This is a genomic window from Marinomonas ostreistagni (assembly GCF_016888445.1).
Taxonomy (GTDB): Bacteria; Pseudomonadota; Gammaproteobacteria; order Pseudomonadales; family Marinomonadaceae; genus Marinomonas; species Marinomonas ostreistagni.
This window is the reverse complement of the sequence record NZ_JAFEKF010000002.1, coordinates 300,342-317,323: the sequence shown is the minus strand read 5'-3', so window position 1 is coordinate 317,323 and position 16,982 is coordinate 300,342. Positions and strand designations below refer to the sequence as shown.

The following is a 16,982-nucleotide window of genomic DNA, read 5'->3' as shown; positions in this document are numbered from 1 at the left end:
ATAGACTAAGCCATTGAACATTTAAGGGATCTGACCCCTGGATTACTTACAGGAATCTCCCATGCAATTTACTCGAATTTATAATGACGATCAGGGCAAAAGCCATTTCGGTGAAGTAAATATCGCTGTCCGCGATGGCGGGCCAATCGGTATGTTGTCGGAGCGTTTTTCTGCGGGTGAGATGATTTTTCGTGAAACCCCTGCCGACTACGATTTCAAATGGCACCCAGCACCACAGCGTCAGTTGTTGTTTATCATCAAAGGCAGCTGTGAATTTAAAGTGTCGAACGGTGAAACCCGCCAATTCAAAGGCGGTGACGTGCTACTGCTAGAAGACACCGAAGGCGAAGGCCACTGCTCTAAAGCATTGAACAACGAAATCCGCCACTCGATTTTTGTCACCCTTCCAGAAGGGACAGTGCTATAGGCTCGTCGCGCTTTTCATTTTAAAGCATGACCACCTCCTCACACCTGCTTCTTACGAAAACTCTCTAGCAGCCAATCCACCACTGGGTCGGCAATATCGGCGGCGCGGTCGTAGCTCATCCATGATTGGTAGTCGATCATGGTGAGGTTTTCTTGCTCGCCAAGCACCCAAGACCAGTCAATGTGGTTGGCAATGTCGTCCATGTTGTCTTCGACGAAGCTTTTGAGCGAGTAACTGGCCTCGTGTATCTCGCCATTTTCCATTAAGCCAAGAGGCTGGTTAAAGCGAAAGTTATGCAGCACGGTTTCAAGATCAAGTGCACTGTCACCGCCGGTGTAGCGAAATAGCTCTTTTTCTAGTCGATCGCGACGTTCGACGGCTTCTTCAATGATTTTCTGTTGGTACTCTTCGCCTTGGTGCATGAAGAAGTTTAGCCCAGGAGCACTGGCAGAGTCTCGAAACATACGGCTGTTGCTGCCTGATTCCCAAGGCTCTAGGCCAAATTGGTTATACACCATTTGGTCGAGCATTTGACTGTTCTCCCCCTCTGCCAGCCAGTCTTGCACTGTCTTAGGTGCGCTTTCAAATTGCTGTTGCTGGGTTCGCACAGCGTCGATTAATCCAGCAAATTTATTAACAAGGTCGTTAATTTTGTCAGCTTGTGGGTGCAAGTTATCCCCTGCCAACATCGCAGGGTCTTTACCTGCTTTGAGGTTATCCAAAATATCCTGTAATGACAGGCTTGGCTCAATAGCTTGCATTTGCGCGCTGATATTTGCCGATAGTGTTGAGTAAATATTGCTGTATTTCGAGAGCAGATTTTGCTGTTCACGCTGCATCATACCGGTCGCTAGAGCATTTTTCATAGCGCCTGCGTTACCCATCAGTAGCGCCATTTCGATGCGACGCTCGGTGTAGTCTTCATGCACAGGAAAGGAAAAGACTAACGAGTCGAACATTGAAAAGTTGTCTTTTTGGCTGATGCTGCCAAGTTCACTGGGCACCATCATTTGTGCCCCTTGATCATCGCGGATATTGAAGCGAAAGCTTCCTAACAATGCATCACTGTGTTCTCGAAGGCCGTTTAAACCGCTGTAACGGTGCTTTTCGACCATCGCATCGAGGTCCGCTGAACGCTCAATTTGCTTTTCATCAAGCCACTCAGACAGGTGTTTCGGGAAGGCTTTTAGGTCGTTATATTGAGCTTCAACATCACTGATCTCGGTTTGATTCGATTGCCAAAACTGCTCAATTTGCTCGGCAAATTCCACGCTCGAACCATCGGCGTTCAGGGTCGCTGCTCGCCCTGCCGCGGCATTATCAAGCAACTGATCGAGATCAGCAGAACCCCCCATCTCGGACAGCTCTGTTTGTAAGGCATTGGATAAATCATGAAAACTGGCCAGATAATCAGCGGCTGTCTGGCGCTTTTCGGTCGTCATTTGCGCTAAGTACCCTGCCGCTTGCTGCCCGACCGCGCCATCTTCCATCATCGCCCACCATTGGGTGTTGGTACGCTCACTCCAAAAACGTAGTTTTTCGTCTTGGGCATACGGTTCATCAAGGTTTTTACGCCATTGGGTTTCTTGATAAGCATCTGAACTTTCGCCGATCAAACCTTCCGCTTTGAGCTCGTGAAACTCTAGTACCGTGGCGGTTTTATTATCCATGCGATTCCATTGATCAAGGTTCATGCGGGAAGAGATAGTACTCATACAAACTCCTTTTTATTGTTGGCGCTTCACACATAGAGCGGCAAAAAGATGCCTTCTAATGCAGCAATAATGACCAAAAATCTGCAAAAATACCTTTTATGAGCGTTTTTTGGCTTTTATCCTCAAGTCATGGCAAAGGCTATGCCAACCCTTCCAAACGTCAATAAAAGCCCAGTAAAGCGATTTTAATCTGTCATCATTCAATGCTAGTCTGTGGCCACAAACCATGGAGTGACAGGTGCGCTATGATTCAAGAATTGCTTGGTATTGAGTATCCGATTATTCAGGCGCCGATGGCGGGCGTACAAGATCATAAATTGGCGGCAGCGGTCTCTAATGCTGGCGGTCTAGGATCGCTCCCCTGCGCCATGCTCGACACAGAGTCTTTAGAGCGTGAGCTGACCGCTCTAACTCAAGCCACTGATAAGCCTTATAACGTTAACTTTTTCTGCCATACCCCGCCTGAAAGCAATAGCGCCGTCGAAGGGCGCTGGCGTGCCGCATTACTGCCTTATTATGAAGAGCTGGGCGTCGACCTGATTGACATTCAAGGGGGAGCAAAACGTGCGCCTTATAACGCACAAATGGCGCAAGTATTAGCGCGCTTTCAGCCCCCAGTGGTGAGCTTTCATTTTGGATTACCTTCCCCAACCCTGATGGCGCAAATACGCGATTGGGGCGGCAAGATCATCGCGACCGCCACCACCGTCGATGAAGCTTTATGGCTTGAGCAACATGGCGTTGCTGCCATCATTGCTCAAGGTGTGGAGGCTGGTGGCCATCGCGGCTTTTTCTTAAGTCACGACATTACGACTCAAGTCGGTACTTTTGCCCTAGTACCACAAATCGTGGCGGCGGTTTCTGCCCCTGTCATTGCAGCTGGCGGCATTGCCGACGCGCAAGGTGTGCAAGCGGTTATGGCGCTTGGTGCCGCCGGCGCTCAAATCGGCACTTCGTATCTGCTGTGCGATGAAGCCAACACCTCCGATGTGCACCGCTCTGCTTTGCAAAGCGAAAACGCGCAACATACAGCACTGACCAATTTATTTAGCGGCGGGCCTGCACGCGGCATCGTTAACCGCTTAATGCGTGAACTTGGGCCCATGAGCGCTGAAGCACCGCCATTTCCATTAGCCAGTGATGCTATGACGCCATTACGCAAAGCCGCTGAAGCGACTGGCTCAGGAGACTTTTCTCCATTATGGGCTGGGCAAAATACCAGCGGCTGTCAGCGTGTAACGGCCGGCACGATGACACGCCGCTTAGCGGGGGTAGAAAGTACAACTTAACCCGCGAAAAGTATTAAAAATACGAGATTTGTCAGCCATCGGTGCTTTTCATCTTGGAACACACACCAAATTACGCTATTTTCACTGCGATGGCTGACTCGGCCTTATAAGGGGCAAACTTTGTCGACGTGCACATGATGATTCGCTGTTTTCTACTTTCATTAGCTTTTTTGTTAAGCGTCAGTGTCGCCTCTGCTAAGCCAACACCACCTACTTCTTTGATTGAATCCATTGGTTACTTTCAAGAGTATACCGATGACGTAATCGACTGGCCGCAAGCACGCCAGCGCTTCAAAAGCCTACAATTTACCGAAGCCAGTCATCCGTTTCTTACCTTTGGTATCAGTAATCGTACGACTTGGGTTCAAGTCGCGATCAATAACCCCACATCAGAAGTTCTCGATCGACGCCTCACGGCTGGGCAAACCTGGATTGAGCAATTAAACGTTTACCATCTTGATGGGAGCGGGCTGATACAAGAATGGTACACGGGAGATGCGGCTCCGGCCGATAAACATTTGTTACCCACCAAAGGCTTCGTTTTCCATCTGCATGTCCCGCCTGGGCGAAGTTATGTGTTGATCAAAGCGCGTACCCACGACCCCTTGGCGATGCCTATCGAGTTAGAAAGTCTAGAGCAATTTCAAAGCCAAGAGCCGAAAAACTATCTTGCCTCTGGCCTGCTTTACGGCACGTTACTGGCGCTGACTGGCTTTAGCATTGTGCTGTTTATTATCTTTAAGCAAGCGTATGCACTCTACTATGCTGCCTATATGTCGAGCTTTGTGGTTATGAACATCGGCTATAATGGTTACGCTTATGCTTGGCTGTACCCCAATTCGCCTACGTTTCAAAACTACAGCACCATATTTATTATGGTCGTGCACGGTGTCTGTGGCTTAGCGTTCATGAGTAACTTCTTGCGCTTGCGTGAGCGTATGCCCAATCTTTTAAATGTCATCAAGGTTTACGCCGCGGTCAGTTTACTGTGTATGTCGATCTTCACCTTGGCGCAATTGCACATTGCCAGCTCGATTGTGTCCTTTGGCTTCTTAGCCATTACTTCATGCTTGATGATCGCGGTCGGAATTTATAACGCTGGAAAGGTGCCCGAAGCGCGCTACTTTTTGGTTGCGGTACTGTGTAGCATGTTTGGTTTATTTACCTCGACGGTGTCCGTGTGCGGCATTATTCCTTATACCTTCTGGGGTTATCGCGGCGCGGAGATCGGCGTGTTTCTGGAAGCGATTATCTTGGCGACGATTATTGCCACCCGCCTTAAGGACATCGAGTCTGATCGTGTCACAGCGAAGTTTCTTGCCAGCAGTGATCCGCTCACGCAATTGCTTAACCGTCGCTCCTTTGAAATGGCCGCCAGTAAGCTGGTACAGCACGCCAAGCAAAACCATCATTTGCTCAGTCTTATCATGCTGGACATTGATCACTTTAAGTCTATCAATGACAACTACGGTCACAATGTCGGCGACTTAGTGCTTAAAAAGGTCGCGCAAATTCTACGTAACTCGGTCAGTGAAAAAGATGCCATCGCCCGCTGGGGTGGTGAAGAAATGGTGCTACTGGTCTCTGAGATGAATCATTATGAAGTGCGTGCTCTGACCGAGCGCTTAAGATCGGCCATCGAAGCCTCGGTATTATGCGTGGAAGAACAAACCATTCAGGTGACCGCAAGCTTCGGTGTGGCACACAGTGACGAAACGCAAAATATCGGACAGATGCTTAAGCTCGCCGACAAACGCTTGTACCATGCCAAGAGCCAAGGGCGTAACCGCGTCACCTCCACGCTCACCAACGAAGTTACACTCTAATCTACGATGCGCTCTATCTATGTAAAATGGTTTTGCCTACCACTTACTGGCAACCTACTGTTCACCTCAGCGACTTTATTCGCGTTGCAGCAGTACACCACCTTGCTTGAGCGAAGCCCGCTTACTCTCTGGCACTTGGGTTTACTACTGAGTTTACTCGTGCAGAACCTCATCGTAGTGCCGATGCTTTATTGGTTTGATAAACGCCAATCACAACGTAAAAACAAACAGCGTATCCCCGAACGCGTCTTACTCTTGTTCACACTCATGGGCGGTGCTTTAGGCGCGATCTACGCACAACAGCGCTTTCGCCATAAGACGCAAAAGCGCATGTTTCGCGTTTGCAATGTCTTAGGAGTGGCTATGTTAGCCACATGGATTTATGGGGCGTGGCAGTATTGGCTATGAATATACAAAACACTTACAAAATAAACCAAAATAACCTTTGACAGGGTAAACGAATGTCTATAAATTAAACAGCAGCTAGAAAGTGTGCGTTTTTACATCCTCGTTACGTTGCGTTATTAAAAGTAGTCCCTCGTCTTGTAAGATTTAAAATATTGTCATTTCTCCGCTACACCCGCCCTTAAGGGCATCTATTATTTTTAATTACAGGATATTTATTATGTCTACTAAAGCAACTGGTACAGTTAAATGGTTCAACGAAACTAAAGGCTTCGGTTTCATCCAACAAGAAAACGGCCCAGACGTATTCGCTCACTTCCGTAACATCGAAGGTTCAGGCTTCAAAACTCTTGCTGAAGGCCAGAAAGTAGAATTCGTTGTTACTCAAGGCCAAAAAGGCCCACAAGCTGAGAACATCGTAGCACTTTAATTTTTCATTAAAGTCGCTCAATAAAAAGGGGCGCTATCTTTGGATAGCGCCCCTTTTTTATGTCTGATGATCTAGATATAGCGGTGTACGATGCCTGATAGCTGAGACGACTTCTGTGCCAAGCGCTCACCCTCTTGATCCACTTGATTAATGGTGTCTAAGGTTGAATCTGCCAGCTCAGAGATAGCGGCGATGTTTTGGCCCATGACATCAGCAGTTTGCGCTTGCTCGGTAGAGCCCGCTGCAATCTGAGCGCTCATAGAAACAATACCATCCACCGCATGATGAATTTTTTCTAGCGCCTGTTCTGCGGCCGATGTGCTTTCGACGCCCTTTTGCGCGAAGGCATTGCTTTGCTCCATGAGCGCCACAGCATTCTGCACACGGGTACGTAAGCCTTCTACTAGCTCCTGAATCTCTTCGGTGGAACCACGGGTTCGCTGCGCAAGACCTCGCACTTCATCAGCCACAACGGCAAAGCCGCGGCCACTCTCACCCGCTCGTGCCGCTTCGATGGCCGCATTTAGCGCTAATAAGTTAGTCTGTTCGGCAATATCACGAATCACATCGACGACCGAGTCAATGCGTCCACTTTGCTCGCTGACATAACCAACCGACTCGCCCGATTCAAGGATGACTTTATTCAGGTCTTCGATCGATTGGCGTGTGGCTTGAACAACCGTATGACCTTCTGAGACGGCGCCTTGCATGACTTCGGTTTGACGTGCGGTATCTTCAATATTGATCGCCATTTCCTGCGCGGTAGCTGCCATTTGCTGAGCAGCCACGGCGGCCTGAGACGATTCTGCATGCTGCTGGCTGGCGTTCTCACGGGCGGTAGAGGTCAATGCGGCATTCGCTTGGGTGGTGCTATAAAGCTCATCGCTAACACTTTGGATACCGGTGAACTCGTCCTGTAATTTGCCGACAAAGCGATTAAAGCTGGCACTTAAAGCCGCTACTTCATCTTGCCCTTTTATATCTAAGCGCTGACCAAGATTGGCTGAGCCTTCAGCGATGTTGTGCAACTGCCCCGCGACAATACCAATACGGTGAGACACGCTTACGGCGATAAAGGTAATCATACCGACACCAAAGCCAACGGCGATGGTGAGCATAATACCGAGCGTCCAAGTGATCTCTTTTACAAACAGTTTTTGTAGCTCATATAGCTCTAAACGCACCGCAGCAAAGTTTTGTTCTGTTTGATGCACATGATCACGCATTTCACCCAGCACACCGACCTCTGGCGTCAAACCTACGATTTGCATTTTATCGACTAAGGCTTGGAAGTCCTGCTGATAGGCAAGCATGTGTTGTTCAATGTTGGCTTGATCGGCAGCGGCCAGCGGTGAGGCAGCTAAAAGCGTTTGGAAACGCGCGACATTATCACGATGACGGCTGACATATTTCTCGTCATGTCGCAGGAGAAAGTCTTTTTCATTGCGACGTAGTGTCAGCATGGCCGCTTCAAGGGTGCTGTTGTCAAATGATTGGATGCTGTCTTCGGCATTGTGCACCGCTTGGCGTAAGCGCCCTTTGAGGCCTTGCGTTTCCGATAGACCAACCTGCGTTTGCAACGCGACAATCTGCTCAAAATCCTGACGGTATTCTTCTAAATACTGCTTTAGCAAACTGATGTTGTGCTGGATGCGGCTTGAGTAATTGATCGGCGCCGCATGAATGAGAGGCGAGCCGACGACTTGCTCAAGATCTTGCAGCAGTGTGCGGTAGTTAGCTTGGAAGCTCTCAACATAGGTTTCGTCGCTGCGACTTAAGAAATCCTTCTCGTCTTTGCGCAGATGCAGCATTTGCTTTTCGCTGTTTTCAAGCAGCTGGTTAAGCTGAAACAGATCCTGGACTTTATCTGCCTCACGATAGGCAAATACCGCGATCGCGATAAGTGTCAAACCAACGACGATGGCTGCCAGATACAGCTTATGTTTGATGGAACCGATAACACGATTAAGCATGTCCTTTGTAACCCCTTTCCCTCTGAGCGGTAAATTTCGCGCTGATTATAGGGGTAGGGTGACGGGACAGTGATGACCGTTTTATGACGCACGACGGTTTTTGCTGTAATAAGCGCTACTTATTGATTCGCATCATTAAAACGCTTTAAGCCTTCGCTCTCAGACTCAATCTGGAAAGGCGAGCGGAAGCAGACCGAAGATGACAAATAAGAACCAAAGCACAGCACATACCAATCCCAGCCAAAGGAATTTACGATACTTTTGTGGGATAGCTGGGCTCTCAGGCGCGGCCGGTGTTGGCTCAGCTTGGTATTGCGCAAGCGCGGCCTCTGCACTATCGGCTTCTACTTCTTTACAGACGCGGTAGCCGCATGAGGTGAGCTGTTCTATTTTATCGGCTTCGGATTCTGCGCGTGTTAGGTGATCTCGCTGCAGCACGGTGTACTTTGTCATAGTGCTTGTTCTCGATATGCAAACTCTTGTGAGGTGGGCATCGTACCACTATCCAATAGCGCGGGGAAATCCGTGAGAAGTATTAGCATTGTTTAATCTGTGAAAACAAACGCAAGCGCCAAGAAGCTATTGCAACCCGTTATAGGTATCGTATAAATTGCAATGAGCAGGACGCAAGGCACGCAGCCAGTGCCACGAAGTATGTGCCAGCCATATTTTAGGGAGTATAATTTATGACGACTGAAGGAACCTCTTCACAGCAGTCGCAACTTTTTTCCAATCTAATCAATCAGCTATCTTCTGCCGACGCCATCACCTCGGACGCTGAATCACAACGTGACGATATCGACACCCTGGTGGAATCCATCCGTCAGCATCTAGGGATGGAGATCGCCTTTATATCGCGCTTTAAAGACGGCTATCGTGAATTCACTCATATCAATTCACATCCAGAGTGCTCACTCGACATTCCCGTGGGTCACAAGGACCCCAGCGATACGACCTATTGTCAAAAAATCTGCGACAAAGAAATTCCAGCGATCATTCCGAACACACAAGCCCACCCGATTACTCGCAACATGGCGGTCACCGAAGCGCTCAACATTGGCAGCTATATTGGCGTCCCTATTACGTTTTCCGATGATCGTGTGTATGGCACCTTGTGCTGCTTTAGCACCACGCCTGATGAAAGTTTGTCGCATAAAGACCTGTCGATCCTGACGCTGTTTGCTCAGTTTGCCTCACGCAATCTTGAAGCGGATTTACTCAAGTTGGAGCAAAGCGAAACCACGCGCGAGGCGATCTTTACGCTGCTACAAGAAGAGGCGCTAGGCATTGCTCTGCAACCAATTTACGATAGCCGTAAAGCCGCTATCGTTGGCTACGAGTGCTTATCACGCTTTCGCACGGATCCTTATCAACCACCCAACTATTGGTTCGCGCAAGCACACGAGGCGGGCGTAGGTGAATTACTCGAGCTCTACTCGATTGAATTGTCACTGGCGCTGCTGAATTTCATTCCAGAAGATCGTTACCTAGCCATCAACATCTCGCCCACTTTTTTAAACTCTCAAGGGCTGTTTGATTTACTTGAACATCAACCTTTAGAGCGTTTGGTATTAGAAGTGACGGAGCGCGAAGTCATCGAAGATTATGCAGCCTTTCGCGAGAGCTTTGCACCGCTACGCGCCAAAGGCATGCGCTTGGCCGTCGATGATGCGGGGGCGGGCTTTGCCAGCTTTCAGCATATTCTCGAGCTGCAAGCAGACATTATTAAGCTGGATCGTAGTTTAATCAGCAACATTGACCAAGACCGTAGCCGACGCGCGCTAGTGGCCGCCCTCATCGGTTTTGCCAAAGAAACCAACTGCGTGGTACTCGGTGAAGGTGTCGAAAAACAAGCCGAAATGCATATTTTAGAGCAGCTCGGTGTGCATGTGATGCAAGGTTACTTTTTCAGTCGCCCTGTGCCGCCTCAAGAAGCGATTGCTTTAACCAAAGAAGACTTAGTAAACACCGCGATAGGCGCTTAAGCGCCTATTCGCTTGCACTTCTTGCCAAAAAGTAACGCCGGTAATAAGTCATACCAATGATAAACGCCAGCAGGGCCGATACCGAGCTGGCGCCAATCGCCCAGCGCGCACCGAAGGTATCCGCAATCCAGCCCACCAAAGGCGCGCCTAGCGCTGTACTGCCTAGCATCGTGGCCAGCGCAATGGCCATCACCCGCCCACGATAAGTCCGCTCGGTAGACAACTGCATAAAGGTATTGGCCGAAATGGTCAGCAACTGTACGCTTAGACCCAACACAATCATTAACAGCGCAAACGTCAGAAAACTCGGGGCCAGCGCCAACACCGCGCTACTCAAGGCTACGCCTGCGGGCAAGCATACCAAGAAGCTAAACGTCGGCTGTGCGCGACTGGCGGTGATCAAAGCGCCCATAATCGAGCCCACCGCCATCATCGAAATCAATAAACCATACTGTCCCGCATGACCTTGGAACACATGCACAGTCATGGCCGACAAATAAACGGGGAAGTTCATCGCCACGCCACACACCAGCGATACCATAATTAAGCAGACAATCATTTCACGGTGGGCATTAAGGTAGCGAAAACCATCCAAAAAACCAGATTTTTGCTGGCCCGAGCGCTTACCTTCTTCGCTGCCCACAAGCGTGCGTTTGCCCAATAAATACAACGCAATCAGCAAAGGCGCAAAGGAAATCACATTGATAATAAACACCCAACCTGCACCCACTGCGGCAATCAAAATACCGGCAATCGCAGGGCCAATCAGACGCGCTGACTGGAACGACATAGAATTCAGAGACACCGCATTTGGCACCTCTTTTTCGGTCACTACATCAGACACAAACGCATGCCGCGCGGGCGCATCGAAGGCTGCCACAATGCCCAACCCTAAAGCACAGGCGTAAACATGCCACAGCTCTACCACCTCGGTAATCGCCAGCACCCCTAGCACCAGCGCTAAAAGCGCCATCAAGCTTTGAGTGATCAATAATAAGCGCCGCCGCTCGACACGATCAGCCGCCCAGCCCGTGATTGGCAGCAACACAATTTGCGGCACAAACTGCAAAAACACCACAATGCCCACGGCAGCGGCATTGTGATCCGATAACTCCGCTATGACGATCCAATCTTGAGCGGTGCGTTGTAACCAAGCGCCGATATTAGAGACAAACGCAGACAACACCCACAGTCGAAAATTGACATTGGCGAGGGCGCGAAAAGTGGCGGGTAATTGCATTGGAGAAGTGAGGGCCTGTTTTAATAAAGAGATAGGACTATTGAAACAGGTTCTGCAAAAGCTGCAAGGGCATCACAATATTTCCCATAATGATGCCCATGCCCAGTGAGTTATTCCACCACTTCGACCACTAAGTCGCTGCTGATGGATTCGATGGCACGCTCAAGCGTTTCAAGACTTGTGCCCTGTGGCAAAGCAATCTCAATCTCAGCGTTAAATAACATTTCGGAGCTCATCGGTGCGGGCTCACAGAAGCTGCTCAAATCCAGCACACTGGCACCGAGCTGGTTCAGCACTTGGGACACTTGGCGCACAATGCCCGTACGATCATTGCCCATTACTGATAGCACCAAGGTCTCACCTTCATGGCGACGCGCCTGAGCACGCTCGACGGAGACTTTTAAGCCCATTCCAGACAAATTATTCAAGGCGCTGATCAAGGCCTCTTCGTTTTCTTTAGGCACGGCTACCGTGACAATCCCGGCAAATTTATCTGCCAAGTGCGCCATACGGCTTTCGCCCCAGTTGCCTTGATGCTCGGCAACCACATTCGACACGGCTTCTACCAATCCTAGGCGATCATCACCGATGACGGTTAATACGAGATGTTGTGTCATAAGGCCTTCCTTAAGAATGTTACTGCAAATGATATTTTCAGTATAAACCTGTCTTAAGCAACCTGTCAGCGGCTAGTTGAAATAAGTTTTATGCCCTCACAAACCGTTCTGAATCTCAGCCGCAAAAGAACAATTTGTGAATCCCTATTACGAGGCTGGACATTGCTCGAGAAATAAACGATTCTAATTTTTAGGTTAAGCAAACAGGGATAAGAATGAAGGTATTCACCGTACTCATCGTTGACGATGTACCTGACAACATTGATGTGTTGCGCAATGTTATTGCCCCACTGCAGTGTAAAATGTCGGTCGCGACCTCCGCTGAGCGCGCCCTCGTCATCCTCGAGCAACTGATTCCCGATCTTATTCTGCTGGACGTCATGATGCCCGGCATGAGCGGTTTTGATTTATGCCGACTACTACGTCAAGATCCGCGTTTTAAAGACATTCCGATTATTTTTGTCACTGGCCGCACCGACGACATCAGCCAAGGTTTCGCTGCTGGCGGCAATGATTACATTACCAAGCCTATAAACGCCGACGAAGTCGTGGCGCGCGTACAGCACCACCAAGAGCGCCATGCGTTACTGCAACAGCTACGTAATCTAAATAATGACTTAGAAGAACGCGTGCGACTGCGCACCGCCGAGCTAGTGGCAGTCAACAAGCAATTGCGCGAAGAAATCAACGAACGCCGCTACATGCAAGATCGCCTCAAGTATTTGGCCGATCACGATTTTGTCAGCCGCACCCATAACCGTACCGCGCTTGAATCCTATGTGGTGGAACTCATCAGCCAATCCAGCGACAGTTTCACCTCGGCTTACTATTTCTCTATTGATCTAGCCCGTTTTCGAGTCGTCAATGAAAGCTGTGGCTTGATCGCCGGTGATGAGCTACTGAGTGAAGCCGCCGAGCTGATCAGCTTGGTGGCGGGGCGTGCGGCCTTTGTGGCGCGCCTAAGTGGCGACAGTTTTGCACTGGTTTACCCTTCGCCCGAGCTGGCCACCATTCGTACCATTGCCGAGCAACTGCATCGCGAATTCGAGCACTTTACCTTTACCTGGGACGAACGCCAGTTTGACGTGGGCGCTACCATCGCGGTGGTTGAGATCGATGAATCCATCACCTCGTTTGACCAAGTGCTGATGATGGCCGACGAAGCCATGTACGATGCAAAACGCAGCGGAGGGCAAGTCGTACGCTTCTTTACCGACATGCAAACCGAGTCGAGCCGCCAACCGATCCGTCAAAACTGGGCGCTACGCTTAATTGACGCCCTCAAGTACGATCATTTTCGCGTCTATTTTCAGCAAATCTGCCCACTCGATAGCGCGCAAAGCGAGCTGCGCTTAGAAGCGTTAGTACGACTGTATGCTCCTGAGCAAGACAAGATTCTGTTTCCTGATACGTTCTTATTTGCCGCCGAGCGTTACCAACTAATCGCTGATATCGACCGCTGGATGATCCGCCAAGTGTGCCAGTTTTTACAACAGCATCCGAACATCAAACGACAGATTGGTTATGTGGCACTGAACTTATCCGCCACCACATTGCGTGATCAGCATTTAGTCGCCTACATCCGAGACACACTCGAGCAATTCCAGATCCCTAGCCGGATGCTGTGCTTTGAAGTCACTGAAACCGAGCAAATTATTCACGTTAGCAAGACCTCCTCCATCCTTGAACAAATTCAGCAGCTGGGCTGCAGCATCGCCATTGATGATTTTGGTAGTGGCTATTCAAGCTTTAGTTACCTGCGTGATTTTCCGTTTGATCACATCAAGATCGATGGCATGTTTGCCAGAGAAGTCGAACACTCTGAAGCAAGCTTGGCCATGGTGCAGTCTATTTTAGATGTCGCAGCCAAGCTTGATAAACCTTGTGTGGTGGAGTTTGTCGAAAATGAAGCCCTTGCCCAGCGTTTCAAAAGCATGGGCATCGCGTGGGGCCAAGGCTACCATTTTCACAAACCTGAGCCGCTAACAGAAGCCAATCTAGAACGCTGTCTTACGCGGATCAGCTCATGCACGTCAGATCAGTAACCTGCGCCTTAGCGCTTAGCTTGATAGCGCTCTTAAGTAGCGCCAGCCCCCTCGCCCGCGACTTCGAACTAAGCGCCTACGAACAACGCTGGCTAGCAGAGCACCACACCATTCGCTACGCCGGTGATCCTAACTGGCTGCCCTTTGAAGCATTTGACGAACAAGGCCGCTATGTCGGGATTGTCGCCGCGTTTTTGCAGCGTTTTACACAAGATACTGGCATACAAGTCGAATTTGTGACGACTCGCTCTTGGGATGAAACGCTACTGCTGGCACAACAAGGGCAAGTCGATGTGATGTCCGATGTGTTGGGCAGTATTGCTATTCATAATAGCCATCATTTCACTGCTCCCTATTTAAGCAACAGTTTGGTATTACTGGCCGACGAGGTCGGCGGCGAAGTCACTAACCTCTCTACAATTGCTGGCAGCAAAATCGGTATTATCAATGGTTATGGCTATACTTGGGCACTGTTTCAGAACTACCCTGATGCCGAATTTGTCATTGTTAACTCGTTTCAAGAAGGTGTGGCGGCTTTAGCCGGCGATGACATCCAATACCTGATCACCACTTATGCTCTAGGTCAGTTTCAACGAGCACGCTTAGCAGCCACCTCGCTTACAATTCGCGGTCGCCTTCCTTTTGAAGCCGAGCTGGCCTTCGCCGTACGCAACGATTGGCCTGAACTTGAGCAAATCATGAATCGTTGGATTGCTTCCCTAACACCGGCTGAGCGCTATCAAATTGCCGAAAACTGGTATCTTGAACACACCGATTATTTTGCCAGCGAAACCGTCAACTGGAATTACACCCTCGCTCTCTTAGCCGTCATTGTCGTCCTGTTAGGCTTAATGCTGTTTACCTGGCTCAGCAGGCGTCAGATCAAGGCGCAAAAGCAACGCTTCGAAACAGCGCTCGCGGCAATCAAAGCCACCGAATGGAAGCTACCGTACCAGTCCGCCAAGTTAGAGCTGCCCAGCACCTTCGCCAGCATTGTGCCAACCTGTGTAACACACCCTAAAAGCTTGGGTGAGTTTATCGAGCTGATCGCGCCTGAGCATCGCGACATGACTTACGAGGCCTTTAAAAGCGCCCGTCAAAGTGAGCTAGGGGTGATCGATATCGAGTTTCGCCTCAACTCAGAAACCCCTTGCTGGTTAGCGCTCAAAGGTGGCGCGATACAAAGCTTTAATAAAAAGCCTACCCTGACCGGTACGCTAGAAAACATCACCTTAAGCAAACAGGCGCAGATGCAACAACAGCAACAAGAAGCCTTACTAACGTTGCTGTTTGATGCCATTCCCGACTTAGTTGTACTGGAGTTTTTTGACCAGCGCGACACCATTGCCAATAAGGCCTATCGCCACTATTTTCAAAGTCATACCATGGCGCAAAGTTTACCCGAGGATCAACGCGGCCTCTGGCAGCAACAAGAGCAGACTTTAGTTCAACATAAGCGCCCTTGTACCATCGCCTCCTGGCTCAATACCGATTTACATCGCAAAGCGTATTTCAGCATTATTCGCACGCCTTTCCTCGATGCTGATAAAAACGTGATCGGCGTACTCTCTGTCGCACGCGACATGACCGACACCTTCCTGCTGCAACAGGAGCTCGAAAACGCCAAACAGCAAGCGGATCAAGCCAACGCCAGTAAGAGCATCTTTTTGGCCAATATGAGCCATGAAATCCGTACACCTCTAAACGCTATTTTGGGCTACGCTCAATTACTGCAACAAAAAGATGAGTTTACCGAGCAAAGCAGCCGTCAGATCGAACGCATTTACAGCGCCGGTCAGCGCCTACTAAACCTAATCAACGACATTTTAGATTTGTCGAAGATCGAAGCAGGGCGGCTACAACTCAATCCAGAAAAGATTGCTCTTAAGCGCGAGCTCGAGGATCTGCTTAGCCTACACAGCCAGCGCGCTCAAGATAAAGGCTTAGCCTTCCACCAATCGGTGTTATTAGACGCCCGTGATCACTGCCGCGTCGACCGCACTAAGCTTGGACAGATTTTATTGAACGCCTTAGATAATGCAGTTAAGTTTACGCAAAAAGGCAGCATCAGCGTCAAAATAGACTACCAAGCACCTAATCTTCGTATGCGCATCGAAGACACTGGTCCTGGCATCTCTGCCAGTGAACTAGAGCAACTGTTTCAACCTTTTAGCCAAGGCGCCAGCGGTAACATCAATGGCGGCACTGGGCTTGGGTTAGTTCTGTCACGGCGCATCGCCGAAGCCATGGAGGGCGAATTTGTACTGCACAGTACACCTAACCGCGGCACGCAAATCGAAATATTTATTCCCCTAACACTGACCAGTGAGACACCCGCCTCAGCAGGGCAACAGCACTGGCAATTGCCCTCTAATAGCAGCGCTCACGCCCTAGTCATTGAAGACGACGAACTCAGCCGCGACATGCTACAAGGGCTACTAGAAGGTATGGGATTCACGGTGATTTGTGCTGAAAACGGTGCTCAGGCATTGAACTGCCTCGACGTTGCCATCGATATCATTTTTAGCGATATTCGCATGCCACAAATGGATGGCGTCACCTTGTTGCAGCACATCCGCACACAATCCGCCCTTGCCGACATCCCAATTATAGCGGTGACAGCATCTAGCTTTGATCATGAACGGCGCTACTATCTTGCCCAAGGGTTTTCTGAGTTTATCGCTAAGCCAATCGCCTTGAGCCGACTGTATCAAGTGATTCAGCAATTCATGACGCTGGTTGCCAAGCCCCAAGCAAATCCTTGTATCGAACCATCCAGCCCAATACCGGCTTGCGCTACCACTGTCAGTGATGCCGAGGTGACGCTATTACTGGAGCGTTTATGTCAAGCCTGTGAGCTTGGCGATGCCGACGAAGCCTTAATCGTACTCAATAAACTGCAAGATTCTGACTACCCAGTCGAGAAATTAGATATAATTAGAAGCAACATTGCTCAGTATGACTTTGATCGAGCACTTCAAGTTATACGCTAATACTCAGCAGGCATGCGACTCGATATTTAGGCTAACC

At 49.6% G+C, this 16,982-nt stretch carries 13 protein-coding genes; 8 read left to right on the top strand and 5 right to left on the bottom strand.

What is annotated here, in order from left to right; translation table 11 throughout:
* The first annotated feature begins 61 nt into the window (after nt 1-61).
* Complete coding sequence (locus JQX58_RS06940; RefSeq protein ID WP_204146107.1) at nt 62-427, top strand: AraC family ligand binding domain-containing protein; 366 nt, start codon at nt 62-64, stop codon at nt 425-427.
* 38 nt (nt 428-465) lie between these two features.
* On the opposite strand, the gene JQX58_RS06935 is transcribed toward JQX58_RS06940, so the two are convergent.
* On the bottom strand, nt 466-2,142 hold the full coding sequence (locus tag JQX58_RS06935; protein WP_204146106.1) for a hypothetical protein: 1,677 nt from the start codon (nt 2,140-2,142) through the stop codon (nt 466-468).
* A 245-nt stretch (nt 2,143-2,387) separates the two neighbouring features.
* On the opposite strand from JQX58_RS06935, the gene JQX58_RS06930 reads away from it, so the two are divergent.
* From JQX58_RS06930 to JQX58_RS06915, 4 genes are all read left to right on the top strand, one after another.
* Nucleotides 2,388-3,431, top strand: a complete 1,044-nt coding sequence (locus tag JQX58_RS06930) for an NAD(P)H-dependent flavin oxidoreductase (protein WP_204146105.1) — start codon at nt 2,388-2,390, stop codon at nt 3,429-3,431.
* Between the two features lie 134 nt (nt 3,432-3,565).
* On the top strand, nt 3,566-5,257 hold the full coding sequence (locus JQX58_RS06925; RefSeq protein ID WP_204146104.1) for a diguanylate cyclase: 1,692 nt from the start codon (nt 3,566-3,568) through the stop codon (nt 5,255-5,257).
* A gap of 159 nt (nt 5,258-5,416) precedes the next feature.
* Entirely contained in the window at nt 5,417-5,665 is a 249-nt protein-coding gene (locus tag JQX58_RS06920; RefSeq protein ID WP_204146103.1) for a DUF1294 domain-containing protein, read from the top strand.
* A 217-nt stretch (nt 5,666-5,882) separates the two neighbouring features.
* Entirely contained in the window at nt 5,883-6,092 is a 210-nt protein-coding gene (locus JQX58_RS06915) for a cold-shock protein (RefSeq protein ID WP_204146102.1), read from the top strand.
* 71 nt (nt 6,093-6,163) lie between these two features.
* Here the strand turns inward: JQX58_RS06915 and JQX58_RS06910 are convergent, their stop codons facing one another.
* Nucleotides 6,164-8,065 carry a methyl-accepting chemotaxis protein gene (locus JQX58_RS06910; RefSeq protein WP_204146101.1) on the bottom strand — a complete coding sequence of 634 codons (1,902 nt, stop codon included), beginning with the start codon at nt 8,063-8,065 and terminating at the stop codon, nt 6,164-6,166.
* 165 nt (nt 8,066-8,230) lie between these two features.
* A complete protein-coding gene (locus JQX58_RS06905; protein ID WP_204146100.1) occupies nt 8,231-8,518 on the bottom strand; it encodes a hypothetical protein in 288 nt (95 codons plus the stop codon).
* A 233-nt stretch (nt 8,519-8,751) separates the two neighbouring features.
* On the opposite strand from JQX58_RS06905, the gene JQX58_RS06900 reads away from it, so the two are divergent.
* Nucleotides 8,752-10,050, top strand: coding sequence for a sensor domain-containing phosphodiesterase (locus tag JQX58_RS06900; RefSeq protein ID WP_204146099.1), 1,299 nt, complete (start codon nt 8,752-8,754; stop codon nt 10,048-10,050).
* 4 nt (nt 10,051-10,054) lie between these two features.
* On the opposite strand, the gene JQX58_RS06895 is transcribed toward JQX58_RS06900, so the two are convergent.
* A complete protein-coding gene (locus JQX58_RS06895) occupies nt 10,055-11,290 on the bottom strand; it encodes an MFS transporter (protein WP_204146098.1) in 1,236 nt (411 codons plus the stop codon).
* Nucleotides 11,291-11,400: 110 nt separating this feature from the next.
* Nucleotides 11,401-11,907: a glycine cleavage system transcriptional repressor gene (locus JQX58_RS06890; RefSeq protein WP_204146097.1), complete on the bottom strand. Its 507-nt coding sequence runs from the start codon at nt 11,905-11,907 to the stop codon at nt 11,401-11,403.
* A gap of 215 nt (nt 11,908-12,122) precedes the next feature.
* Between JQX58_RS06890 and JQX58_RS06885 the strand changes: the two genes are divergently transcribed.
* Together JQX58_RS06885 and JQX58_RS06880 are read left to right on the top strand one after the other, a co-directional pair.
* Nucleotides 12,123-13,952, top strand: a complete 1,830-nt coding sequence (locus JQX58_RS06885; protein ID WP_204146096.1) for an EAL domain-containing response regulator — start codon at nt 12,123-12,125, stop codon at nt 13,950-13,952.
* The gene (locus tag JQX58_RS06880) at nt 13,934-16,945 is read left to right on the top strand and encodes an ATP-binding protein (RefSeq protein ID WP_204146095.1); all 3,012 of its coding nucleotides are present in this window, start codon (nt 13,934-13,936) and stop codon (nt 16,943-16,945) included. Before JQX58_RS06885 ends, JQX58_RS06880 begins: the two co-directional genes overlap by 19 nt.
* Nucleotides 16,946-16,982: the final 37 nt, after the last annotated feature.